Genomic DNA, 22,500 nt, shown 5'->3' with positions numbered 1-22,500 from the left:
CGAGCTGCGGTGACCGCTCGGCGCGGGTGCCGTAGACCCCGCCCGCGGCGGCCCCGGCACGCTCACCGTACGGCTGCCCGACACCCGGGCCGGGGACCGCGCTGTACGGGTGGTTCGTGCCCGGCACGGCGCTGTACGGGTGGTTCGGGCCGGGGTCGGGGTGGCCGCCGCCGGGCGGGACGGCACGCGCGTTGCCGTACACCCCGCCGGATCCGGATCCACCGAACCGCCGCCCGTCAACCCCGTCCGGGCGGTAGTGTGAATCTTCCCTCCCCACGACCCCCTCCTCCCCCGCCGAAAAGCGTCCTGGGTGACACTACTTCCGTCCGAACACTATGTGGCGGCCGGAGCCGGTGGGTGAGCATTCACCCGTCCGGGGCGGCGCCACTGGTTTCCGTTAGCCAGCGTGGGCAAACGAGGGAGCGTGGAAGATGGATTTCGACGTCACGGTTGAGATCCCCAAGGGTCACCGGAACAAGTACGAGGTGGACCACGCGACCGGCCGGATCCGGCTGGACCGCACCCTCTTCACCTCCACGCAGTACCCCGCCGACTACGGCTTCATCGAGGGCACCCTGGGCGAGGACGGCGACCCGCTGGACGCCCTGGTGCTGGTCCCCGAGCCGACCTTCCCCGGCTGCCTGATCCGTTGCCGCACCATCGGCATGTTCCGGATGACGGACGAGAAGGGCGGCGACGACAAGGTCCTCTGCGTTCCCTACGAGGACCCGCGCCAGGAGCACCTGCGCGACATCCACCACCTCGGCGAGTTCGACCGGCTGGAGATCCAGCACTTCTTCGAGGTCTACAAGGACCTTGAGCCGGGCAAGTCGGTCGAGGGCGCCACCTGGGTGGGCCGGGTCGAGGCCGAGGCCGAGATCGTCGCCTCGTACCAGCGGGCCAAGGACGCCGAGGCGCGCGGCGAGACCACGCACTGAGCTGACGTCGACGGGCCCGGGACCGCTCCACGCGAGCGACCCCGGGCCTTTTCGTCGACTCAGCCGAGCAGGCCGCGGGCGGAGTCGTAGAGGTCCAGCACCGCGCAGGCCACCGGCACGACGGAGACCACCAGCGCGGTGTCCGCCAGGTCGGCCAGCCGCCCGACGTACGGCGAGACCGGCCGCCGGGCGTACGTGGTGCCGGCCACCACGGTGGCCAGCGCCGCCAGCAGCCCACCGGCGGCCAGGGCGAGTCGGCCGGCCGGGCCCGAGCCGGTGGCGAGCACCGCCCCGAGCACGGCGAACCCGGCCAGCCCGGCGGTCACCGGCGGCACCCGGTGCCGCAGCGCCACGAAGAGCCGGGAGCGCAGCAGCAGCACCGCCGAACCGACGGCGACCAGCAGCCGACCGGCGACGCCCCCGGCGACGCTCAGCACCGCCGCCGCGGCGACCGCGAGCACGGCGTGCCCGAGCAGCATCCCGGTCAGCATCTCCTCGGTCCGGGCGACCGCGGCGTGCACCCGCCCCCGGTCGGGCAGGTCACCGGCCGGGCTGCCGTCCGGCAGGGTCACCGGGGGCAGCGGCACCTTGCCCAGCCGGATGGCCAGCAACGGCATCGCCCCGAGCGCGAAGATCAACACGCAGAGCAGCACCGCCGCCACCCCCGCCGGGTCACCGACCAGCCCGCCGGCCGCGGTGAGCGCCCCGGCCAGGCCGGCCGTCGCGCCGGCCACGAAGATTCGTACCCGGCTGGCCACCCCGACCAGCCCGAGCACCGCGACCAGCAGCAGCGCCACCGATCCGGCGAGCAGTTCCGGCGCGCCCAGCCAGGGCAGCACGCCGAGCGGGCCGACCCGGTCCCCGGAGCCGACCGCGAGGGCGCCGGCCGCCGCCGCCCACGGCAGGGCGTACCCGCCCAGGGTGGCGCCGGCCGGGCCGTCGCCGTACGCCCGGGAGGCGGCCGTGCCGGCGAGGGTGAGCAGCACCGCCACCACGCCCGCGACGGGCGCCGCGGCGGCCTGCCGGGGCCCGGCGGCGAGCACGGCGGCCAGCCCGACGGCCAGCGGCACGGCCGCTCCGGCCAGGGCGGCCGCCCGGGTGGCCGACGCCGACCAGGCGCTGCCCCGGCGGCGGGCGCCGTCGGCGATCGCCTCGACCACGTCGTCGTACTCCAGCTCCGGCCACTGCGCGCGGGCCGGCACCAGGTGCAGCACCTCGCCGTCGCGGACGCCCTGCGGGAGCAGCGCCTGGGCGGCGGCCAGCACCTCGCCGTCGGCCCGGCGCAGCACCCACCCGCCGTGCCGTTCGCCGTCGTCGGCGAGGCCCTCCCCGGCGTGCCGCAGCACCTCCGGCAGCAGCTCGGCCAGGGGCGTCTGCTCCGGCAGGGCCACGTCCACCCGCCGCTGCGGCGCGCTGATCGTGACCCGGGCCAGCCCGGTCGTCATCAACCTGCCTGCCTCTCGAATGTGGACGGTGGGTGCGCGGACGACAGGACTTTACCTACCATGAGCCAGGCTCGGGTTACCGAGCGCTACCCGGGAGGTCTCGTGTCCACCGTCGTCATCAAGCGACCGCCGCGCCGGCCGGCGCCGGAGATCCCGGTCGGCGAGCTGCCCGTGGAGGCGCCACCGGAGATCCCGGTGGTCACCGGCGGCCGGTGGCAGCAGGCGCTGATGGTGCTGCCCATGCTGGGTGGCACGGTCGCCATGGCGATGATGTTCGGCCGGGGCGGGGGCGCCTACTCGTACGTGGTGGGCGGCATGTTCGGCCTCTCCTCGGTGGCGATGCTGGTGACCTCGTGGGGCAGCGCCTCGGGGACCCCGCGCAAGTCGGAGATGATGGCGGCCCGCCGGGAGTACCTGCGCCACCTCGCCGCGCTGCGCCGTCGGGTCCGGCAGACCGCCGGGCAGCAGCGCGCCGGGCTCTACTACCGGCACCCCGACCCGGGACGGCTCTGGTCCACGGCGGCCAGTCACCGGGTCTGGGAACGCCGGCCCGACGACCCCGACTTCGCGGTGGTCCGGGTGGGCGTCGGGCCGCAGACCCTGGCCACCCCGCTGGTCCCCCCGGTCACCCGGCCGCTGGAGGAGCTGGAGCCGATGACCGCGGGCGCGCTGCGCCGCTTCCTCGACGCGTACTCGGTGGTGCCGGAGCTGCCGGTCGCGCTGTCGCTGCGCAGCTTCGCCCGGGTCTTCGTCTCCGGTGGCCGGCCGGCCGCCGGGGGCTCGGAGCCCGCCCAGGCGCTGGCCCGGGCGATGCTCACCCAACTGGCCGTCTTCCACGCCCCCGACGAGCTGCTGGTCGCGGTCTGCGCCGGGCCGGAACGGCGGGCGCTCTGGGAGTGGGTGAAGTGGCTGCCGCACGCCCACCACCCCACCCGCACCGACGCCCTCGGCCCGGTCCGGCTGGTCACCAGCTCGGGCGTGGAGCTGGAACGCCTCCTCGACGACGTGCTCGCCACCCGGTCCCGGTTCAGCCCGGCCGGCCCGGCCACCGACGGTCCGCACGTGGTGGTGCTGCTCGACGGCGGCGACCTGACCGGCGCGACCGACCTCACCGGGGACGGCGGCATCGACGCGGTCACCGTGATCGACCTGGACACCCCGCCGCCCCGGCTGCTCGACCGGTACGCCCTGCTGCTGGAGCTGCGCGGCGACCGCCTGCACTCGACCTCCGCCGACGGGCCCGCCGAGGTGGGCACCGCCGACCGGCTCGACCCGGTCGAGGCCGAGGCGGTGGCCCGCCGGCTCGCGCCGCTGCGGCTGGCGACCGCCGTACGCGCCGGTGACGCCCCGCCCGGCGCCGAGCTGGGCCTGCCCGAACTGCTCGGCACCGGCGACCCGGAGAGCTTCACCGCCGAGCAGGGCTGGCGGCCCCGCTCGGCGCGGGACCGGCTGCGGGTGCCGATCGGGGTGGGCGCCGACGGCGGCGCCATCGAGCTGGACCTCAAGGAGTCCGCGCAGGACGGCATGGGCCCGCACGGGCTGCTGATCGGCGCGACCGGCTCCGGCAAGTCCGAGCTGCTGCGCACCCTGGTCCTCGGCCTGGCCGCCACGCACAGCTCCGAGCAGCTCAACTTCGTCCTGGTGGACTTCAAGGGCGGGGCCACCTTCGCCAGCTTCGACCGGCTGCCGCACACCGCCGCGGTGATCACCAACCTGGCCGACGCGCTGCCGCTGGTGGACCGGATGGTCGACGCGATCAACGGCGAGCTGGTCCGCCGCCAGGAGCTGCTGCGCCGGGCCGGCAACTTCGCCAGCCTGCGGGACTACGAGCGGGCCCGGGCCGCCGGCAGCCCCCTCGCCCCGCTGCCGTCGCTGCTGCTGGTCTGCGACGAGTTCTCCGAGCTGCTGACCGCCAAGCCGGACTTCATCGAGCTCTTCGTCCAGATCGGCCGGCTCGGACGGTCCCTCGGGGTGCACCTGCTGCTGGCCAGCCAGCGCCTGGAAGAGGGGCGGCTGCGGGGACTCGACACCCACCTGTCGTACCGGATCGGGTTGCGGACCTTCTCCGCGCTGGAGTCACGCACCGTGCTCGGCGTGCCCGACGCGTACGAGCTGCCCCGCTCGCCCGGGCACGGTTACCTGCGCTTCGGCACCGACCCGCTGGTCCGGTTCAAGGCCGCGTACGTCTCCGGACCGGTCCGCCGGGCGGGGAGCGCCGGCGCCGGCCCGGCCGGTACGCCCCGACTGCTCGCCTTCTCCACCCACTTCGTCCCGCCGCCGGAGCCGGCCGGCCCGGCCGAGCTGACCGTCGCCGCCACCGACGCGGAGAGCCTGCTGGACATGCTCGTCGACCGGCTGGCCGGGCAGGGGCCGCCCGCGCACCAGGTCTGGCTGCCGCCGCTCGGCCCGGCGCCGGCCCTCGACGAGCTGCTCGGCCCGGTGGCCGCCGACCCGACCCGCGGGCTGACCGTCGGCAACCCGGAGCTGCACGGCACCCTCCAGCTGCCGGTGGCCCTGGTCGACAAGCCGTACGAGCAGCGTCGGGACCTGCTCTGGCTGGCCCTGGACGGAGCGGCCGGGCACGTCGCCGTGGTGGGGGCGCCGCAGCGCGGCAAGTCCACCCTGCTGCGCACCCTGATCTGCGCGCTGGCGCTGACCCACACCCCGATCGAGGCGCAGGTGTACTGCCTGGACTTCGGCGGCGGCGGGCTGGGGGCGCTGCGCGACCTGCCGCACGTGGGCGGGGTGACCGGTCGGGCCGATCCGACCTCGGTACGCCGTACCGTCGGGGAGGTCTCGACGGTGCTCGCCGAGCGGGAGCGCCGCTTCGCGGAGCTGGGCGTGGAGTCGATGGCGGCCTGGCGGCAGCGGCGGGCGGCGCTGGCCGCGGCGGGGCAGCCGACCGTCGACGCGTACGGGGACGTCTTCCTGGTGGTGGACGGCTGGCCCACCCTGCGCAACGAGTACGACGACCTGGAACCGCTGATCACCGACCTGGCCACCCGCGGCCTGTCGTACGGGGTGCACGTGGTGGCCAGCGCGGTGCGCTGGACGGACTTCCGCCCGGGCATCCGGGACCTGTTCGGGTCCCGGGTCGAGCTGCGGCTCGGCGACCCCTCCGACTCGATGGTCAACCGGCAGGTGGCGGCGAACGTTCCGGACGCGCCGGGCCGCGGCGTGACCGCCGAGAAGCTGCACTTCCTGACCGCGCTGCCGCAGGCGGTCGGCCTGGGCGGGGAGACGGCCGGGCTGGTCAAGGCGGTGGCGGCGGCCTGGTCCGGTCCGGTGGCGCCGCCGGTGCGGCTGCTGCCGCCGGTGCTGCCCTACGCCGAGCTGGACCTGTCGGCGACGACCGGCCTGCGGCTGCCGGTCGGGGTCGCCGAGGCGGACCTGCGCCCGGTGGTGCTGGACTTCACGACCGAGCCGCACTTCGTGGTCTTCGGGGACGCGGAGTGCGGCAAGTCGTCCTTCCTGCGGGCGCTGGCCACCTCGATCGCCACCCGGTTCGCCCCCGAGCAGGCCCGGATGATCGTGGTGGACTACCGGCGCAGCATGATGGAGTTGCAGGACCTGCCGCACGTGATCGGCTACGGCAGCGCGGCGGCGCACACCACCGACGTGGTCGAGTCGGCGGCCGGCTACCTCCAGCGCCGGATCGCCGGCCCGGAGGTCACCCCGGCCCAGCTGCGCGAGCGGTCCTGGTGGTCCGGTCCGGAGCTGTTCGTGCTGGTCGACGACTACGACCTGGTCGCCAGCGGCCCGGCGAACCCGCTGCGCGCGCTGGAGGAGTTCCTGCCCCAGGCCCGGGACGTGGGCCTGCACCTGGTGCTGGCCCGCCGGGCCGGCGGCGCGGGCCGCGCCCAGTACGAGCCGATCGTGCAGCGGCTGCGGGAGCTGGCCACCGCCGGGCTGGTGATGGACGGCAGCCCGGACGAGGGGCAGCTGGTCGGCTCGGTCCGCCCCGGGCCGCTGCCGCCGGGCCGTGGCCGGCTGGTCACCCGCCGGGAGGGCGTACGCCTCGTCCAGCTGGCCCATCTGCCACCGCCGTGACGGTGTTCCGGGATTCGCCCGTACGGGGCCGGAAACCCGGTAATCTCCCTCAGGCATGTTTCTGTCGCGATGAATGGCTGAGAATGTGACCAGTCTTCGGCACGGCCGCCCGACGGCGCCCCGGCGGTTCGTCGCGCGGACGCTGCTCGGCGCGGTGGCCGCCGTGTCGGTCGCCGGCGGGACCGCCCCGGCGCAGGCCGCGCCGCACCGCTACGCCCCCGAGCCCGCGGCCGCCGCCACCGGGCAGGGCCGCTTCGAGGCCGTCCGGCTCGCCCCGGTGGACACCCCGAGCCGGTTGGACCAGGTACGCGACGAGCAGTGGCAGCTCGAGGAGTTGCGGGCCGAGACGGCCTGGCGGACGGCCACCGGCCGGGGGGTCACCGTGGCGGTGATCGACTCCGGGGTCGACGGTTCGCATCCGGACCTCGCCGGTCAGGTGCTGCCCGGCATAGACCTGGTCACCCCCGGCGGCGCCGACGAGCCGGACCCGGTGGGGCACGGCACCACGGTGGCGGGGCTGATCGCCGGCCGCCGCGACGACGAGCGGGGCGTGGTCGGCCTCGCACCGGACGCGAAGATCCTGCCGGTCCGGGTGCTGGACGAGGAGAACCGCTACGACGACGCGATGGTGGTGGCAAAGGGGGTCCGCTGGGCGGTGGACAACGGCGCCCGGGTGATCAACCTGTCGCTGGGCGGCAGCGGCGACAGCCCGGCCCTCGCCGCGGCCATCGACTACGCGTTCGCCCGGGACGTCGTGGTGGTCGCCTGCACCGGCAACGTCGCCACCTCCACCAGCAGCAAGGTGTGGTATCCGGCCCGCGAGCCGGGGGTGCTGGCGGTCGCCGGCCTGGAACGCAACAGTGAGAACCTCTGGTCGGGCTCGATCACCGGGCACGAGACGGTGCTGACCGCCCCGGCGACGTCGCTGCTCGGCGCCCGCCCGGACGGCTACTGGCGGGTGCAGGGCACCAGCTTCGCCGCCCCACTGGTGGCCGCGACCGCCGCGCTGGTCCGCTCCCGCTATCCGCAGATGTCCGCCGGTGACGTGGTCAACCGGCTGTTGAGCACCGCCCGTGACCTGGGCCCGGTGGGCCGGGACGACCGGTTCGGGTACGGCCTGGTCGACCCGGTGGCGGCGCTGACGGCCGACGTGCCGCCGGTCGGGCGCAACCCGCTGGACGACAACGAGACCCCGGGGGTGGTCGGCTTCGGCGCGGCACCCGGCGCGGCACAGGACGCCCAGGCCGCGGGCTCGGGGTCGGACCCGATCGGCTTCACCGCGCCCCGCCAGCAGGCCGGTTGGTCGACGCAGGGCGGCGGCGGTCGCGACGGCTCCGCCCCGGAACGGCTCTGGACCGGCCTGGCGCTCCTCGTCGCCCTGGTCACCGGAGGAGCGCTGATCATCCGCCGGTTCCGCCAGGCGGGCCGCTGACCGGCGTGCCGGCGCCAACCGACCCGGTCCGGGTGGGCTGAGCCGGGCCATGACTGGGTAGGACTGCGACATGCGCGCGTCCGGTTTCCGTAGTCCCGCTCCCGCACCGTCCTGGCGGCGGCGCCGGCTGGATCAGCAGCACTCGCTCGGCCTGCGGCTCACCCTGGCGGCGGCGGCCGCCTTCCTGGTGCTGGTGCCGTTCGCCCTGCTGCTCCTGCTGATCCTCGCCGCCTGGCCGCCGCTGCACGACCTGGACCAGTCGGTCACCGACGCGCTGCACGGCTACGCCCTGGACCATCCGGGCTGGGTGCGGGCGATGAGCTGGTGGACGGACGTCTTCGCGCCGATGCCGCTGCGCTTCGCGGCGTTGGTCGTGGTGCTCTGGCTGCTGTGGCGGCACGCCCGCAGGCTGGCGCTCTGGGTGGTGACCACGATGACCGTGGGCGGGCTGCTCGGCGGGCTGCTGAAGCTGCTGGTCGGCCGGCACCGCCCGGAGCTGCTCGACCCGGTGGCCCGGGCCACCGGCTACTCGTTCCCCTCGGGGCACGCCCTGAACGCCGCCCTGGCCGCCGGGGTGCTGCTGCTGGTCTTCCTGCCGTACGCCCGGCACCGGCCGGTGCTGCGGGTGGTGCTGTGGACCGTGGCGCTGCTGATCGCGGTGGTGACCGGGGTCAGCCGGGTGGCGCTCGGCGTGCACTGGACCAGCGACGTGGTGGGCGGCTGGCTGCTCGGGTCGGCGGTGGTGGCGGCGACAGCCGCGGCGTTCACCACCTGGCGGCAGCAGGTCGCCCGACGGCCGGTGCACCCGACCCGGGAGGGCGTGGTGCCGGAGCTGGCGGAGGAGCCCACCCGTACGGGCGAGCGGGACGTGGCGTAGTTCCACACCCCACGGGGTAAAGGGCGGCTCATGTCCGATGTCGCGATCCAGGTCGCCCGCCGCGTACTGCTGCCGGTGGCCCTGCTGCTGTCCGTCATGGTGGGCCTGGGTCTGCTGGTGACCAGGGTCCTCGCCAGGAGTTGGCCGTTCACCGTGGAGGACACGGTGAACCGGGAGCTGGCCGCCGACCGTACCGGCGGCTGGAACGACGTGTCGCTGGTCTTCAGCACGCTGGCCAGCACCCAGCTGATCGTCGTGGTGACCGTACTGGTGGCGCTGGTGCTGCGGCTGGTGCTGCACCGCTGGCGGGAGCCGCTCTTCCTCTGCGCCGCGGTCAGCGCCCAGGCGCTGGTCTTCCTGCTGACCACGATCGTCATCGACCGGAACCGGCCGGCGGTCGAGCACATGGACGTCTCCCCGCCGACCTCCAGCTTCCCGTCCGGGCACACCTCGGCGGCGACGGCGCTCTACGTGGGCATCGCGGTGCTGCTGGCCCTGCGGGCGAAGAGCACCCCGGCCAAGGTGGCCTGGTGGTCGCTGCTGATCCTGGTGCCGATCGGGGTGGCGGTCACCCGGATGTACCGGGGCATGCACCACCCCAGCGACGTGGTCGCCTCGTTCGTCAACGGCGGCACCTGCGTGGCGATCATGGCGCGGGTGGTGCTGGACCGCAGCCTGCGGTGGGGTCGGGCGAAGCTCCCGTCGATCGGCCGCCCCGGCGGCGACGTGGTCGAGGCCCCCACCCCGGCGGCCGGCTGAACCCGCGCCTCAGGTGCACTCGCCGGTGGCCACCCCGCGGGTACGCTCCGCGCCGGCCTGCGCGACCGGCCGGGCCTCGGCGGCGGTGACGGCGAAGCCGGTGTTCGGGTCGTCGGCCGCCGCCGCGAAGATCACCCCGAGCACCAGCCCGTTGGAGGAGACCAGCGGTCCGCCGGAGTTGCCGCTGCGGACCAGCGCCCGGATCGTGTAGATCTCCCGGGTGACGTCACCGGAGGAGTAGATGTCCGGGCCGGTGATCCGGTCCACGTCCCGGACCCGGGCCGGCCGGGCGTCGTACGGGCCGTCGAGGGGGAAGCCCAGCACGATGGCGTCCGCCCCGGTGCCGGCCTGGCCGGCGGCGAACCGCAGGGACGGGCCGGGCAGCCCCGGCACGTGCAGCACGGCCAGGTCCCGGTCGGGGTCGTAGACGACCACCTCGCCGTCGTACCGCTGGCCGCGCAGCTCCACCGAGACCGAGCGGGTGCCGGCGACCACGTGCGCGTTGGTCATCACCCGGTCGTCGGCGTAGACGAAGCCGGAACCCTCGATCCGGCGCGAGCAGCTCGGCGCGGAGCCGAGCACCTTCACCACCGCGCGCTGGCTGTTCGCCACCACCCGGGAGCCGACGAGCGCCGGGTCCGGCGGGGAGACCTGTCGCGCCTGGGTACGCCCCAGGCCGTTGAAGACCTCCGGGAAGCCGTTGGTGTCGACGGTGTCCCGCAGCGCGGTGGAAAGCTCCTGGACCTGGTCGGGCAGGATCCGGTCGACCACGTTGAGCAGGGCGCTGTTCTTGACCGAGGCGGCCAGCCAGGGCACCGAGGAGGAGCCCAGCGGCACGGCGACCAGCCAGGCCACCAGCATGACGGCGAAGAGCGAGACGAACGCGCCGCCGATGTCGTCGATCCGCCGCCCGGCCTGCCCGGTGATCGCGGCGCGCAGGTTGGAGCCGAGCCACCCGGCCAACGCCTGACCCAGCACCGCCAGCCCGAAGACCGCGACCAGGGAGACCAGCACCCGGGTGCCGCTGTCGGCGAACTGGCGGGCGAGCAGCGGCCCCACCTGGAGGCCGAGCAGCGCACCCAGGAAGAACCCCGAGAACGACAGCGCCCCGATGACGAAGCCCTGACGGTATCCGCTGATCGCGAACACGAGCATGAGCAGGAGCAGAACGAGATCCACGGCGGACACGGGTCAAGGGTACGGGCAGCGCGCCCGGGCGGTCCCCGCCGCTTGCGGAACGTGACCGTCAGGTCAGCGGGCCGGCCATCTCGTCGACGTCGTCGGTGCCGGCGGAGGGGGCCGGGGCGGAACCCTCCGGTGGCAGGTCGACCACCCGTCCGCGCGGCCAGGGACGGGCCCAGCCACCCATCTCCAGCAGGGTGGAGATGACCCCGGCGGTGAAGCCCCAGACCAGCATGCCGCGGGCCGAGAAGGCCGGGCCGATCCAGCCGCTGGGGTGGCGGACCCGCATCCGGTTCTCCGGGTCCACCAGCTCGGCGATGGGCAGCCGGGCGACGTGCGCGACCTCGGCCGGCTCCCGGGGGTGCACCGGGTGCGGGGCGTGCCACCAGGCCAGCACCGGGGTCACCACGAAGTCGCTGACCGGGATCCAGAGTTTCGGCAGCTCGGCCAGGACGGTGACGGTGGAGGGGTCGAGGCCGACCTCCTCGTTCGCCTCGCGCAGCGCGGTGGCCGGGGCGTCGGCGTCCTCCGGGTCGGCCGCGCCGCCGGGGAAGGCGGGCTGGCCGGCGTGGTTGCGCAGGGTGGCGGCGCGCTGGAGGACCAGCAGGTCCGGGCCGACCCCCGGCTCCTCGCCGAGCAGCACCAGCACGGCGCTCTCCCGGCCGCCCTGTTCGGGGGTGACGAGCCGGGTGAAGTCCTCGACGCGCGCGGTGCCGAGCCGGCCCAGCAGCGGCTCGATCCAGGCGGGCAGGGTACGGCTCACGCGTCCACCGCGATCCCGAGGTGCGTACGCACCAACTCGGCCAGGCGGGCGTCGTCGAGCGCCCCGGAGGCGTCGACGTGCCGGATCCGGCCGTCGGCGCCGACGAGCACGGTCAACGGGATGGCGTTGCGCCCCAACTCCCGCTGGAGGGCGTCGCCGGAGTCGGCGAGCATCGGGAACCGTACGCCGAAGTCCTCGCCGATGGACTGCGCGCCGCCGCGGCTGTCCCGGCTGTTGACGCCGACCACCCGCAGCCGGCCCTCGGTGCGCTCGCTGAGCCGCTGGAAGGCCGGCAGCTCCTTGCGGCACGGCGGGCACCAGGACGCCCAGACGTTGATCACGGCGGGGCCGGTGACCTTCCGCAGGCTGATCGGCGTGCCGCCGGTGAAGCAGGGGAAGTTCAGGTCGGGCAGCGGTTCACCGACCGGCGCGGGCCCACTCGCCCGCCCGGCCGGCCGCTGGCCGGCGGTGGGTTCGGCCGGCGCGGTGGCAGTGGGCTCGGCCGGCTGCCGGGTGGGTGCCGGACCGGCCGGCCGCCGCGCCGGGGCGGACGGATCGGCGGTCGCGCCGGGGGGCGGGGGCCCCGGCAACGGACTGGTCAGTGCGGCGCAGTCGGCGAACGGCGAGGGCCGCTCCGCCCGTGCGGTCCGAGTTTCGGTCGGCTCCTTCTCGGTGGCGGTGCAGCCGGCGACCAGCAGCAGCGGGATCGCCAGGGCGGCGAGCAGGCGCTTCACGGCGCCTCCGCCACGACCGCCTGCTGCGGCACCAGGGCCGGGTCGACGCCGGCCGCCACGGCCAGGTCCCGCGCCCGGGGGCCCTTGAGCAGCTTCGCCGAGGCGGCCGCCTCGGTCGGCCCGGTGCCGTACGACGGGCAGAGCCTGGCCAGCGTGCACGCCCCGCAGGCGGGCTTGCGGGCGTGGCAGACCCGACGGCCGTGGAAGATGATCCGGTGCGAGAGCATGGTCCACTCGCGCTTCGGGAAGAGCGCGCCGATCTCGTGCTCGATCTTGACCGGGTCGGTCTGCGTGGTCAGCCCCCAGCGCTGGACGAGGCGCTGGAAGTGGGTGTCGACGGTGATGCCCGGGACGTCGAAGGCGTTGCCGAGGATGACGTTTGCCGTCTTGCGTCCGATGCCGGGCAGGGTGACCAGGTCGGCGAGCTTGCCGGGGACCTGGCCGTCGTACCGCTCGACCAGGGCCTGACCGAGCTTGATCAGGGAGTCGGTCTTGTTGCGGTAGAAGCCGGTCGGCCGGATCAGCTCCTCCAGCTCGGTCCGGTCCGCGCCCGCGTAGTCGGCGGCGCTCGGATAGCGGACGAAGAGCTTCGGGGTGACCTCGTTGACCTTCTTGTCGGTGCACTGGGCGGAGAGGATGGTCGCCACGGCCAGCTCCAGGGCGTTGGAGTGGTCCAGTTCACAGTGCGCGTCGGGGTGCGCCTCGGTCAGCGCCCGACCGATCCGCCGGGCACGACGGGTACGACCGAGGTCCGTCTCGGGGGAGCTCGTGGTCACGCCGGCCAGCCTACGTCGCGGGACCGACGACCGGACGGGCCCACGCCCGGGCTCAGCCGGCCGCCGGCGGGCTGATCTTCCCGTCCGCGCCGAACCGGGGGCCGGTGGACGGGAAGTCCTTGCCGCTGACCTCGCGGATCAGCCCGAGCCCCTGGCCGTCCGGGTCCATCCCGGGCCGGCCGACGGAACTCATCCGGGTGGAGGTGAACGAGCCGCCGGCCCAGCTGCCGTCGGGACGCAGCGACACCTTGAGCACGCCGCCCCAGCCGAGCCGACCGGTCGGGTTCAGCGACCGGGCGCCGCCGGCGAAGTTGCCGAGGCTGTACGCGATCAGCCGACCCCGGTAGAACTCCATCCCGCGCAGCACGTGCGGCCCGTGTCCGACCACCAGGTCGGCACCGGCGTCGATCATCGCGTGCGAGAACTTCATCGGGTCGCCCCGGTTCTCGCCGAGGAACATCTCGGTGCCGGGGCGTACCCGGGTCTTCTCCGACCCCTCGGCGCCCATGTGCACCTGGACCACGACCAGGTCGGCCATGGTGGCCGCCTTCTTGATCACCTTCGTGGCGGCGTCGATGTCGACCAGGCTGTTGGACCAGACGTACGAGGAGAAGCCGGCCACCGCGACCTTGACGCCCTCGACGTCGACCACGGTGATCTGGTCCGGGGCGCCGGTGTGCTTCAGGCCGTGCTCGTCCAGCGCCCGCTGGGTGTTCTCGTAGCCCGCAGGGCCGTAGTCGTAGCCGTGGTTGTTCGCCTGGTTGAGCAGCTCGAAGCCGGCCTCGCGCAGGTGCGCGGCGTACTCCGGGGGCGCCCGGAACTGGAAGCAGCTGGTGGTGTTGGCGCCGCACTTGCCGGCGCCGGTGTCCTCGGTGAGCGGCTCCTCCAGGTTGCCCATCACCAGGTCGGCCTTGAGGGCGCCGGCGACCTGGTCGAAGAAGCCCTTGCCGCCGTTGGCGGGCAGCCGGGACGGCGCGTTGCCCATGATGATGTCGCCCGTCGCGGCCAGCGAGATCGCCTCGCCGCTGGCCGGCGTGGGAGGTCGGGCGCTCGGTTTGCCGGGCTTGGCGGGCGCGGCCGATCCGGTGGAGCCGGACCCGGACTGCCAGACGGCGTCCGGCGCGTCGTCGCCGCAGCCGGCGGCGAGCAGCGTCACGAGGAGGAGACCGAGGGCGGCGGTGAGCCGTCGGCGCGGGCGGGAGCGGAGGCGGGCGGGAGCGGACATCGTCCGCGACCCTACCGGGTAGGTGCCAGCCCCGACGACGCCCGAACGGCCGGATGTTCAGCCGGCCTGCCGGTCCGACCAGGGCACCACGGTGCCCGCGCCACCTGCGCGGACGGCCGCGTGCACGGCCCGGGCGAGCCGGGCGCCCCAGGTCGAGCGGGGGCCGCCGTACGGCTCCGCCGGGCCGTCGGCGGGACAGAGCAGGGTGACCGCGTCGGTGGGGGTGCCGGTACCGGGCAGGCCCAGCTCGGCGATCGCCTGCGCCTTCGCCTCGGTGGCGGTGGCCACCGCGTTGACCAGGGCGGCGTCGCCGAGCCGCGCTGGGACGTACCCGATGATGTTGACGGTGCCGACCCGCTGCGCGTGCGCCGCCGGCCCGGGTGCGGCGGCCGGGATCGGGGTGCCCAGCCCGACGGTCGCCCAGACCCGGACCCCGGCGTCGGAGCGGGTGACCACCTCGGCCACGTCGACCCCGGTGAGCAGGCCCACCCCGGGCCCGACCAGGCCGAGCCGGTCGGCCAGCCCGGCCAGGTGGTCGGCCGGGTCGTCCCGGTCGTACGACATCGGCACGGTCGCGTTGAGCACCCAGCGCCGGACGCCGATCCCGCCGCCGAGCGGGCCGCTGCTGACGGCGAGCAGCGGCCGGTTGGCGCGCCAGACCAGCAGGGGGATGTCGCGGCCGTCCTCGGCGCGGGTGGTGAGCTGGGGGTCGTCGAGCACGGACCGACCCTACGGCCGGGGGCCGGAAACGCCCGACACCACCCGATCGGGTGGGGGATGGTACTGCTAGATCAAGTCCCGGAGGTTACGCCCAACGATCAAGTTTCCAGGGGTGCGGCGCTGATTGTCACTCACGTGCGCCTAGACTTGGCGACGCGCGAGGGATCAGCGGACGGCGGACCCGGGCCGACGGACGGCACGCGCAGGCGGAGGTGCGCGATGGACGAGGTACTGGCCCGCAGCGGGATCTTCCAGGGAGTCGACCCGGAGGCTGCCGAGGCGCTCGCCAAGGAGATGGAGACGATCGAGGTCCGCAAGGGCGAGATCGTCTTCAACGAGGGTGAGCCCGGCGACAGTCTCTACATCCTCCTGTCCGGCAAGATCAAGGTCGGTCGCCGGGCGGCGGACGGCCGGCAGAACCTGATCGCCGTGATGGGGCCGTCGGACATGGTCGGCGAGCTGTCGCTCTTCGACCCCGGACCGCGGACGGCCACGGCCACCGCGGTGACCGACACCCGGCTGGTGCGACTGCGCAAGCAGGCGCTGCGGCCGTGGCTGAACAACCGGCCCGAGATCGCCGAGCAGCTGCTGCGGGTGCTGGCCCGTCGGCTGCGCCGGACCAACGACTCGCTGGCCGACCTGATCTTCACCGACGTGCCCGGCCGGGTCGCCAAGAACCTGCTCCAGATGGCCGGCCGGTTCGGCACCCGCGACGGCGGCGTGCTGCGGGTGACCCACGACCTCACCCAGGAGGAGATCGCCCAGCTCGTCGGCGCCTCCCGGGAGACCGTCAACAAGGCGCTGGCCGACTTCGCCTCGCGCGGCTGGCTGCGCCTGGACGGCAAGAGCATCATCATCCTCGACCCGGAGCGCCTGGCCCGCCGCGCGCGGGTCTGACAGCTCCTCCACGATCTCCCCGGCCCGGACCGCCCCGCGCGGTCCGGGCCGGTCCCGTTTCCCGGCACGCCGGGCGGCGCTTCGTCTGCCCGGCGCAGAATCGCTGGACCCACCGGCCGGTCGGCGCACAGGCTGGGCCGATGTTCGAACGGGTAGCCGTCCTCTCCGACATCCACGGCGCGCTGCCGGCAGTGTTCGCCGGGCTCCCGCCCGAGGTCGGCACGGTCGTCTGCGGCCACACCCACATGCCGTACGCCCGCCTCGTCGACCGCCGCCTGGTGGTGAACCCGGGCAGCGTCGGCATGCCGTACGGCGGGGTCGGGGCGTGGTGGGCGCTGCTCGGGCCGGGCGTGCAGCTGCGGCGGACCGCGTACGACGTGGACGCCGCCTGCGCCCGGGTGGCCACGGAGTCGGGCTTCCCGGAGGCCGCCGCCTGGGCCGACGAGTACCTCCGCTCCCGACACAGCGACCTCGACGCGCTGGCCGCCTTCGGCCCCCGCGACGGCCGCTGACCCCCACGCGCCGCCCACGCCCCGCGCCGGACGCGGACGCCAGTACAAGATCCGCACAACTTCTCCGAAATTGCTGCTTCGGGCAGGGCCGAGACCACAACTCCGCCGAAGTTGCGCGGATCTTGAAGGGCGCGGGCGCGCGGCGGGGGCGGAGCGCCGCCGGCCGCCGCCGACCCGGAAAAAGTCAGGCTTGACTGTTTGTTTCGGTGGCGGCACGCTGTCCCCGTGCCCGCCGCATCGACCCGCGTCCCTCAACAGCAGCGCAGCCGCGCCACCCAGGCCCGGCTGCTGGAGGCGACCGTCGACTGCCTGATCGAGCACGGCTGGTCCGGCACCACCACCACCGTCGTGGCCGCCCGGGCCGGGGTGTCCCGGGGCGCCCAGCTGCACCACTACCCGACCAAGGCCGCCCTGGTCACCGCCGCCGTCGACCACCTGGCCGAGCGGCGGGCGGTGGAGCTGCGCACCGAGGCCGACGCGCTGCCCGCCGGTCCGCGCCGGCTCGACCGGGTGGTCGACCTGCTCGCCGCCGCCTTCACCGGACCGCTCTTCGTCGCCGCGCTGGAGCTGTGGGTGGCGGCCCGCACCGACGCGGAGCTGCGCGACGCGCTGGTCCCCCTGGAGGCGCGGGTCGGCCGGGAGATGCACCGGCTCACCGTCGAGCTGCTCGGCGTCGACGAACGCCGCCCGGGGGTACGGGAGGCCGTGCAGGCCACCCTGGACCTGCTGCGCGGGCTCGGCGTGGCCAACCTGCTCAGCGACGACACGGCCCGGCGCACGGCCCTGCTCGGCACCTGGAAACGCCAGCTCGTCACCCTGCTCACCCCCGACGGCGAGCGGCACTGATCCCCTGACCGGCCCACCACCCGGAGGCACCATGGTCGACCTGACCGCCCTGCTCGCGGACCTCGCCGCCGAGTCCGACCAGCTCGACGCCCTCGTCGCACCGCTGCCTCCGCAAGGGTGGGCCCGATCCACTCCGGCTCCCAACTGGACGGTCGCCCACCAGATCGCCCACCTGGCCTGGACCGACCACGTGGCGCACCTCGCCGCCACCGATGCCGACGCCTTCTACGCCTCGGTCACCTCGGCGCCCGACCCGACCCGGCTTGTCGACGACGGCGCGGAGTCCTTCCTCGCCCCGCCCGCCGAGCTGCTGGAGCGCTGGCGCACCGGGCGGGCCACCCTCGCCGCCGACCTGGCCGCCGCGCCGCCCGGCGAGAAGCTGCCCTGGTACGGCACCCGGATGTCACCCACCTCGATGGCCACCGCCCGACTGATGGAGACCTGGGCGCACGGCGAGGACGTCGCCGAGGCGCTCGGCCTGACGCGTACCCCGACCGTCCGGCTGCGGCACGTCGCGCACCTCGGGTTTCGTACCCTCGGGCACGGCTTCACCGCCCACGGTCGGGACGTGCCGACGGCGCCGGTCCGGGTCGAGCTGGCCGCGCCGGGCCCCGGCGGGGAGGTCTGGGCCTTCGGCCCGGCGGACGCCGCCGACCGGGTCAGCGGGCCGGCGCTGGACTTCTGCCTGCTGGTCACCCAGCGCCGGCACCGCGCCGACCTGGCCCTGGTGGCGACCGGGCCGGTGGCCGACGAGTGGCTGGACGTGGCGCAGGCGTTCGCCGGTCCGCCGGGCGCGAAGCGGGCGGCCACCGCGGTGAACGAGCGCGCCGGGGCGACCCGGTGAGCGGGGTGCTGCGGGTCGGCAACGCCTCCGGCTTCTACGGCGACCGGTCCGCCGCCTGGCGGGAGATGCTCGACGGTGGCGAGCTGGACGTGCTCACCGGGGACTACCTGGCCGAGCTGACCATGCTGATCCTGGGCCGGGACCGGCTGCGCGACCCGTCGCTGGGCTACGCGAAGACCTTCCTCCGCCAGCTCGAAGGCATCCTCGGCACCGCGTTGGACCGGGGCGTGACGATCGTGACCAACGCCGGCGGCCTGAACCCCTCCGGGTTGGCCGCCACGATCGGCTCGCTCGCCGACCGGCTCGGCCTTCGCACCCGCATCGGGTACGTCGAGGGCGACGCCCTCCAGCGTCCCGACGCGTTGACCGCCAACGCCTACCTGGGCGCGTTCGGCATCGCGGCCTGCCTCGACGCCGGGGCGGACATCGTGGTCACCGGCCGGGTCACCGACGCCTCGCTGGCCGTCGGGCCGGCGATCGCCCGGTTCGGCTGGGGGCGCGACGACCTGGACGCGCTGGCCGGGGCGACCGTCGCCGGGCACCTGATCGAGTGCGGGGCGCAGGTCACCGGCGGCAACTTCAGCTTCTTCACCGAGCTGCCGGACGGCGCTCACCGTCCCGGCTTCCCCGTCGCCGAGCTGCACCCGGACGGCTCCTGCGTGCTCACCAAGCACCCCGGCACCGGCGGCGCGGTCACCGTGGAGACGGTCACCGCCCAGCTGCTGTACGAGGTGGGTGGCCCCGACTACCTCGGCCCGGACGTGGTGACCCGACTGGACACGGTGGAGTTGGCCGCCGACGGCCCGGACCGGGTGCGGGTCGGCGGGGTCCGCGGCACCCCGCCGCCGGACACCCTCAAGGTGGGCGTGAACAACCTGGGCGGGTTCCGCAACTCGATGACGTTCGTCCTGTGCGGGCTGGACATCCCCGCCAAGGCGGCCCTGGTCCGGGGGCAGATCGAGGAGGCGGTCGGCGCCGACGGCCTGGAGTTCGCCCTGGCCCGGACCGACCACGCCGACGCGGCCGACACCGAGGTGGCGAGCGCGCTGCTGCACGTACACCTGCGCGACGGTGACAAGGCGCGGGCCGGGCGGGCCTTCTCGGCCGCCGCGGTGGAGCTGGCCCTGGCCTCCTACCCGGGCTGCACGCTGACCACCCTGCCCGGCGACGCCACCCCGTACGGGGTCTTCACCGCCGACACCGTCCCGCAGGACGCGGTCGAGCACGTGGCCGTCCTCCCCTCGGGCGAGCGGGTGACGATCGCCGCGCCGCCGGTGACCTCGTCGGCGGCGGCCCGTGGCCCGCAGGAACCGCCGGGCCGGCCGGCGCCGGGTCCGACCCGGCGGGGGGCGTTGGGTGAGCTGGTCGGGGCGCGTTCGGGGGACAAGGGCGGCGACGCCAACCTCGGCGTCTGGGCCCGCACCGACGACACCTGGGCCTGGCTGCGCGGCTGGCTCACCGTCGAAAGCCTCGCCGAGCTGCTGCCGGAGACCGCGCCGCTGAGCGTCGAGCGGTACGAGCTGCCGAACCTGCGGGCGGTCAACTTCGTCGTCCGGGGGCTGCTCGGGCAGGGGGTGGCCGCCTCCACCCGGTTCGACCCGCAGGCCAAGGCGCTCGGCGAGCTGCTCCGCTCCCGCGTGGTCGACCTGCCCGCCGACCTGCCGGGCGGGGAGGGCGGACGGTGAGCATCGTGGACACCCCGGAGCGGCGGCAGCTGCGCGAGCTGACCCGGGCGTTCGTGACCCGGGAGGTGCTGCCGCACCTGGACGACTGGGAACGGGCCGGCGAGGTGCCCCGGTCGCTGCACGAGACCGCCGCGAAGACCGGGCTGCTCGGCATCGGCTTCCCCGAGTCGGTGGGCGGCAGCGGCGGCGACCTGCTCGACTCGATCGTGGTCACCGAGGAGATCATCCGCTCGGGTGGCTCGTCCGGCCTGGTGGCGGCGCTCTTCACGCACGGCATCGCGCTGCCGCACATGGTCGCGGCGGCCGGCACCCGCCTCGGCGGCTCGCTGGGCGGCCGGCTCGGCGCCGGGCCACCCCTCGACCAGGACCTGATCGACCGGTACGTCCGCCCGACGCTCGCCGGCACGATGATCGGCGCGCTGGCGATCACCGAGCCGGGCGGCGGCTCCGACGTCGCCTCGATCCGGACCACCGCCCGCCGCGACGGCGACCACTACGTGGTGAACGGGTCGAAGACGTACATCACCAGCGGGATCCGGGCGGACTTCGTGACCACCGCGGTCTGCACCGACTTCCCGGGCAGCGGGGAGCTGACCCTGCTGGTGATCGAGAGGGGTACGCCCGGCTTCACCGTCGGCCGACGGCTGGAGAAGCTCGGCTGGCACTGCTCGGACACCGCCGAGCTCTCCTTCGTCGACGTGCGGGTGCCGGTGGCGAACCGGATCGGCGCGGAGAGCACCGGCTTCCTGGCGATCATGCAGCACTTCGCCACCGAGCGGCTCTCCCTGGCCACGAGCGCGTACGCGACCGCGCAGCGCTGCGTGGAGCTGGCCACCCGCTGGTGCCGGGACCGGTCCACGTTCGGCCGGCCGCTGGCCAGCCGGCAGCTGATCCGGCACCGGCTGGCCGAGATGCACACCCGCGCCGAGGCGGCCCGGGCGTACGTGCACGACGTGGCCGAACGGGTGGCCGTGGGCGAGCCGGTGGTGACCGAGGTGGCGATGGCGAAGAACGTCGCGGTGGCCGCCTGCGACTTCGTGGTCGACGCAGCCCTGCAACTGCACGGCGGCTTCGGCTACCTGCGCGACGCCGAGGTGGAGCGGCACTACCGGGACGCCCGGATCCTCGGGATCGGCGGCGGCACGACCGAGATCATGAACGAGATCATCGCGAAGGGCATGGGCCTATGAGCACGATCGACACTGCGATCGATCCGTCCGCGCCGACCTTCCGCGCCAACCGGGAGGCGCTGCTGGAGCGCCTGGCCGAGCTGGAGGCGGAGCTGGACCGGGCCCGGGCGGGCGGCGGCGAGAAGTACGTGGCCCGGCACCACAAGCGCGGCAAGCTGCTCCCCCGGGAGCGGATCGAGCTGCTGCTCGACCAGGACAGCCCGTTCCTGGAGCTGTCGTCGCTGGCCGCGTACGGCACGGACTTCCCGGTCGGGGCCAGCACGGTGACCGGCATCGGGGTGGTCGAGGGCGTGGAGTGCCTGATCGTCGCCAACGACCCGACGGTACGCGGCGGGGCGATCAACCCGTGGTCGCTGGCGAAGACCCGGCGGGCCGGCGAGATCGCCCTGGCCAACCGGCTGCCGATGGTGAACCTGGTCGAGTCGGCCGGCGCGGACCTGCCCACCCAGGCGGAGATCTTCATTCCGGGCGGCCGGGTGTTCCGCGACCTGACCCGGCTCTCCGCCGAGCGGATCCCCACGGTCAGCGTGGTCTTCGGCAACGCCACCGCGGGTGGCGCGTACGTGCCGGGGATGTCGGACTTCACCATCATGATCCGGGATCGGTCGCAGGTGTACCTGGCCGGGCCGCCGCTGGTGAAGATGGCCACCGGCGAGGTGACCGACGACGAGTCGCTCGGCGGCGCCGCCATGCACGCCTCGACGTCGGGTCTCGCCGACTTCCTGGCCTCCGACGAGCGGGACGGCATCCGGCTGGCCCGGCAGTGCGTACGCCGGCTGAACTGGCGCAAGCAGGGCCCGCCGCCGCGCAACCCGGTGCCGCAGCCGCCCAAGTACGACCCGGAGGAGCTGCTGGGGATCGCCAGCGCCGACCTGAAGGTGCCCTTCGACCCGCGCGAGGTGCTGGCCCGGGTGCTCGACGGCAGCGAGTTCGACGAGTTCAAGCCGAACTACGGCACCGCGCTGGTCACCGGCTGGGGCGAGCTGCACGGCTATCCGGTCGGCGTGCTGGCCAACGCCCGGGGTGTGCTGTTCAGCGCGGAGGCGCAGAAGGCGACCCAGTTCATCCAGCTCGCCAACGCCGCCGACACCCCGCTGGTCTTCCTCCAGAACACCACCGGCTACATGGTCGGCACCGAGTACGAGCAGCGCGGCATCATCAAGCACGGCGCCCTGATGATCAACGCGGTGTCGAACTCGACGGTGCCGCACCTGACGGTCAACCTGGGCGCCTCCTACGGCGCCGGCAACTACGGCATGTGCGGCCGGGCGTACGAGCCGAGGTTCCTGTTCACCTGGCCGAACGCCAAGTCGGCGGTGATGGGGCCGGCGCAGCTGGCCGGGGTGCTGTCGATCGTGGCCCGGCAGGCCGCCGCCGCCCGGGGCCGGGACTACGACGAGGACTCCGACGCCGCGATGCGGATGATGGTCGAGCAGCAGATCGAGTCCCAGTCCGGGGCGCTCTTCCTCTCCGGCCGGCTCTACGACGACGGGGTGATCGACCCGCGGGACACCCGTACCGTCCTCGGGCTCTGCCTGTCGGCGATCCACAACGGACCGGTGAGGGGCGCCGACGGCTTCGGCGTCTTCCGAATGTGAGCGCGAGGAACGCAGCGGAGCGGAGTC

19 protein-coding genes are annotated in these 22,500 nt (G+C 74.8%); 12 read left to right on the top strand and 7 right to left on the bottom strand.

Translation table 11 applies throughout. From position 1 onward, the window contains the following. Positions 1-431: 431 nt before the first annotated feature. Positions 432-938 (top strand): inorganic diphosphatase, encoded by a 507-nt coding sequence (locus GA0070564_RS20330; RefSeq protein ID WP_091610671.1) that lies wholly within the window; start codon positions 432-434, stop codon positions 936-938. A gap of 59 nt (positions 939-997) precedes the next feature. Here GA0070564_RS20330 and eccD read toward each other — a convergent pair whose 3' ends face one another. After that, positions 998-2,383 (bottom strand): type VII secretion integral membrane protein EccD, encoded by a 1,386-nt coding sequence (gene eccD, locus GA0070564_RS20325; protein WP_091610668.1) that lies wholly within the window; start codon positions 2,381-2,383, stop codon positions 998-1,000. 102 nt (positions 2,384-2,485) lie between these two features. Here eccD and eccCa point away from each other — a divergent pair, with 102 nt between their 5' ends. From eccCa to GA0070564_RS20305, 4 genes are all read left to right on the top strand, one after another. Further along, positions 2,486-6,433, top strand: coding sequence for a type VII secretion protein EccCa (gene eccCa / locus GA0070564_RS20320; RefSeq protein WP_091610666.1), 3,948 nt, complete (start codon positions 2,486-2,488; stop codon positions 6,431-6,433). Positions 6,434-6,506: 73 nt separating this feature from the next. Continuing rightward, on the top strand, positions 6,507-7,865 hold the full coding sequence (gene mycP, locus GA0070564_RS20315) for a type VII secretion-associated serine protease mycosin (RefSeq protein WP_091610663.1): 1,359 nt from the start codon (positions 6,507-6,509) through the stop codon (positions 7,863-7,865). A gap of 70 nt (positions 7,866-7,935) precedes the next feature. Continuing rightward, positions 7,936-8,742, top strand: coding sequence for a phosphatase PAP2 family protein (locus GA0070564_RS20310; RefSeq protein ID WP_091610660.1), 807 nt, complete (start codon positions 7,936-7,938; stop codon positions 8,740-8,742). A 30-nt stretch (positions 8,743-8,772) separates the two neighbouring features. After that, the gene (locus tag GA0070564_RS20305) at positions 8,773-9,501 is read left to right on the top strand and encodes a phosphatase PAP2 family protein (protein WP_091610657.1); all 729 of its coding nucleotides are present in this window, start codon (positions 8,773-8,775) and stop codon (positions 9,499-9,501) included. A gap of 9 nt (positions 9,502-9,510) precedes the next feature. On the opposite strand, the gene GA0070564_RS20300 is transcribed toward GA0070564_RS20305, so the two are convergent. The 6 genes from GA0070564_RS20300 to GA0070564_RS20275 are packed head-to-tail and all read right to left on the bottom strand — an operon-like array spanning position 9,511 to position 14,901. Further along, on the bottom strand, positions 9,511-10,689 hold the full coding sequence (locus tag GA0070564_RS20300) for a MarP family serine protease (RefSeq protein WP_091610654.1): 1,179 nt from the start codon (positions 10,687-10,689) through the stop codon (positions 9,511-9,513). Positions 10,690-10,747: 58 nt separating this feature from the next. Then, positions 10,748-11,446: an NUDIX hydrolase gene (locus GA0070564_RS20295; protein WP_091610651.1), complete on the bottom strand. Its 699-nt coding sequence runs from the start codon at positions 11,444-11,446 to the stop codon at positions 10,748-10,750. Further along, the gene (locus GA0070564_RS20290; protein ID WP_091610648.1) at positions 11,443-12,180 is read right to left on the bottom strand and encodes a TlpA family protein disulfide reductase; all 738 of its coding nucleotides are present in this window, start codon (positions 12,178-12,180) and stop codon (positions 11,443-11,445) included. Before GA0070564_RS20290 ends, GA0070564_RS20295 begins: the two co-directional genes overlap by 4 nt. Next, positions 12,177-12,956 carry an endonuclease III gene (nth, locus tag GA0070564_RS20285; RefSeq protein WP_091610645.1) on the bottom strand — a complete coding sequence of 260 codons (780 nt, stop codon included), beginning with the start codon at positions 12,954-12,956 and terminating at the stop codon, positions 12,177-12,179. Before nth ends, GA0070564_RS20290 begins: the two co-directional genes overlap by 4 nt. 52 nt (positions 12,957-13,008) lie before the next feature. Beyond that, the gene (locus GA0070564_RS20280; protein ID WP_091610640.1) at positions 13,009-14,181 is read right to left on the bottom strand and encodes a CapA family protein; all 1,173 of its coding nucleotides are present in this window, start codon (positions 14,179-14,181) and stop codon (positions 13,009-13,011) included. A gap of 57 nt (positions 14,182-14,238) precedes the next feature. Then, positions 14,239-14,901, bottom strand: coding sequence for an adenosylcobinamide amidohydrolase (locus GA0070564_RS20275; RefSeq protein WP_091610636.1), 663 nt, complete (start codon positions 14,899-14,901; stop codon positions 14,239-14,241). Between the two features lie 219 nt (positions 14,902-15,120). Between GA0070564_RS20275 and GA0070564_RS20270 the strand changes: the two genes are divergently transcribed. The 7 genes from GA0070564_RS20270 (at position 15,121) to GA0070564_RS20240 (ending at position 22,473) form a co-directional block, all read left to right on the top strand. Beyond that, on the top strand, positions 15,121-15,798 hold the full coding sequence (locus tag GA0070564_RS20270) for a Crp/Fnr family transcriptional regulator (protein WP_007466162.1): 678 nt from the start codon (positions 15,121-15,123) through the stop codon (positions 15,796-15,798). Between the two features lie 140 nt (positions 15,799-15,938). After that, entirely contained in the window at positions 15,939-16,310 is a 372-nt protein-coding gene (locus tag GA0070564_RS20265; protein WP_245670127.1) for a metallophosphoesterase family protein, read from the top strand. Between the two features lie 225 nt (positions 16,311-16,535). Next, positions 16,536-17,156 carry a TetR/AcrR family transcriptional regulator gene (locus tag GA0070564_RS20260; protein WP_091610634.1) on the top strand — a complete coding sequence of 207 codons (621 nt, stop codon included), beginning with the start codon at positions 16,536-16,538 and terminating at the stop codon, positions 17,154-17,156. 31 nt (positions 17,157-17,187) lie between these two features. After that, positions 17,188-18,000, top strand: coding sequence for a TIGR03084 family metal-binding protein (locus GA0070564_RS20255; protein WP_091610631.1), 813 nt, complete (start codon positions 17,188-17,190; stop codon positions 17,998-18,000). After that, positions 17,997-19,685: an acyclic terpene utilization AtuA family protein gene (locus tag GA0070564_RS20250; RefSeq protein WP_091610629.1), complete on the top strand. Its 1,689-nt coding sequence runs from the start codon at positions 17,997-17,999 to the stop codon at positions 19,683-19,685. The genes GA0070564_RS20255 and GA0070564_RS20250 overlap by 4 nt, the downstream gene beginning before the upstream one ends. Further along, the gene (locus tag GA0070564_RS20245) at positions 19,682-20,875 is read left to right on the top strand and encodes an acyl-CoA dehydrogenase family protein (protein ID WP_091610627.1); all 1,194 of its coding nucleotides are present in this window, start codon (positions 19,682-19,684) and stop codon (positions 20,873-20,875) included. The genes GA0070564_RS20250 and GA0070564_RS20245 overlap by 4 nt, the downstream gene beginning before the upstream one ends. Continuing rightward, positions 20,872-22,473 carry an acyl-CoA carboxylase subunit beta gene (locus GA0070564_RS20240; RefSeq protein WP_091610625.1) on the top strand — a complete coding sequence of 534 codons (1,602 nt, stop codon included), beginning with the start codon at positions 20,872-20,874 and terminating at the stop codon, positions 22,471-22,473. Before GA0070564_RS20245 ends, GA0070564_RS20240 begins: the two co-directional genes overlap by 4 nt. Positions 22,474-22,500 lie beyond the last annotated feature (27 nt).

Source organism: Micromonospora mirobrigensis, assembly GCF_900091555.1.
GTDB classification, from domain to species: Bacteria; Actinomycetota; Actinomycetes; order Mycobacteriales; family Micromonosporaceae; genus Micromonospora; species Micromonospora mirobrigensis.
The sequence above is the reverse complement of the archived record's forward strand: the minus strand, read 5'-3'. Positions and strand labels throughout refer to the sequence as shown.

Coding starts and splice junctions, on each gene's coding strand:
- GA0070564_RS20240 (WP_091610625.1), top strand. CDS start 20,872: ATGAGCACGATCGACACTGCGATCGATCCGTCCGCGCCGACCTTCCGC.
- GA0070564_RS20310 (WP_091610660.1), top strand. CDS start 7,936: ATGCGCGCGTCCGGTTTCCGTAGTCCCGCTCCCGCACCGTCCTGGCGG.
- GA0070564_RS20255 (WP_091610631.1), top strand. CDS start 17,188: ATGGTCGACCTGACCGCCCTGCTCGCGGACCTCGCCGCCGAGTCCGAC.
- GA0070564_RS20330 (WP_091610671.1), top strand. CDS start 432: ATGGATTTCGACGTCACGGTTGAGATCCCCAAGGGTCACCGGAACAAG.
- mycP (WP_091610663.1), top strand. CDS start 6,507: ATGGCTGAGAATGTGACCAGTCTTCGGCACGGCCGCCCGACGGCGCCC.
- eccD (WP_091610668.1), bottom strand. CDS start 2,383: ATGACGACCGGGCTGGCCCGGGTCACGATCAGCGCGCCGCAGCGGCGG.
- GA0070564_RS20270 (WP_007466162.1), top strand. CDS start 15,121: ATGGACGAGGTACTGGCCCGCAGCGGGATCTTCCAGGGAGTCGACCCG.
- GA0070564_RS20280 (WP_091610640.1), bottom strand. CDS start 14,181: ATGTCCGCTCCCGCCCGCCTCCGCTCCCGCCCGCGCCGACGGCTCACC.
- GA0070564_RS20305 (WP_091610657.1), top strand. CDS start 8,773: ATGTCCGATGTCGCGATCCAGGTCGCCCGCCGCGTACTGCTGCCGGTG.
- GA0070564_RS20265 (WP_245670127.1), top strand. CDS start 15,939: ATGTTCGAACGGGTAGCCGTCCTCTCCGACATCCACGGCGCGCTGCCG.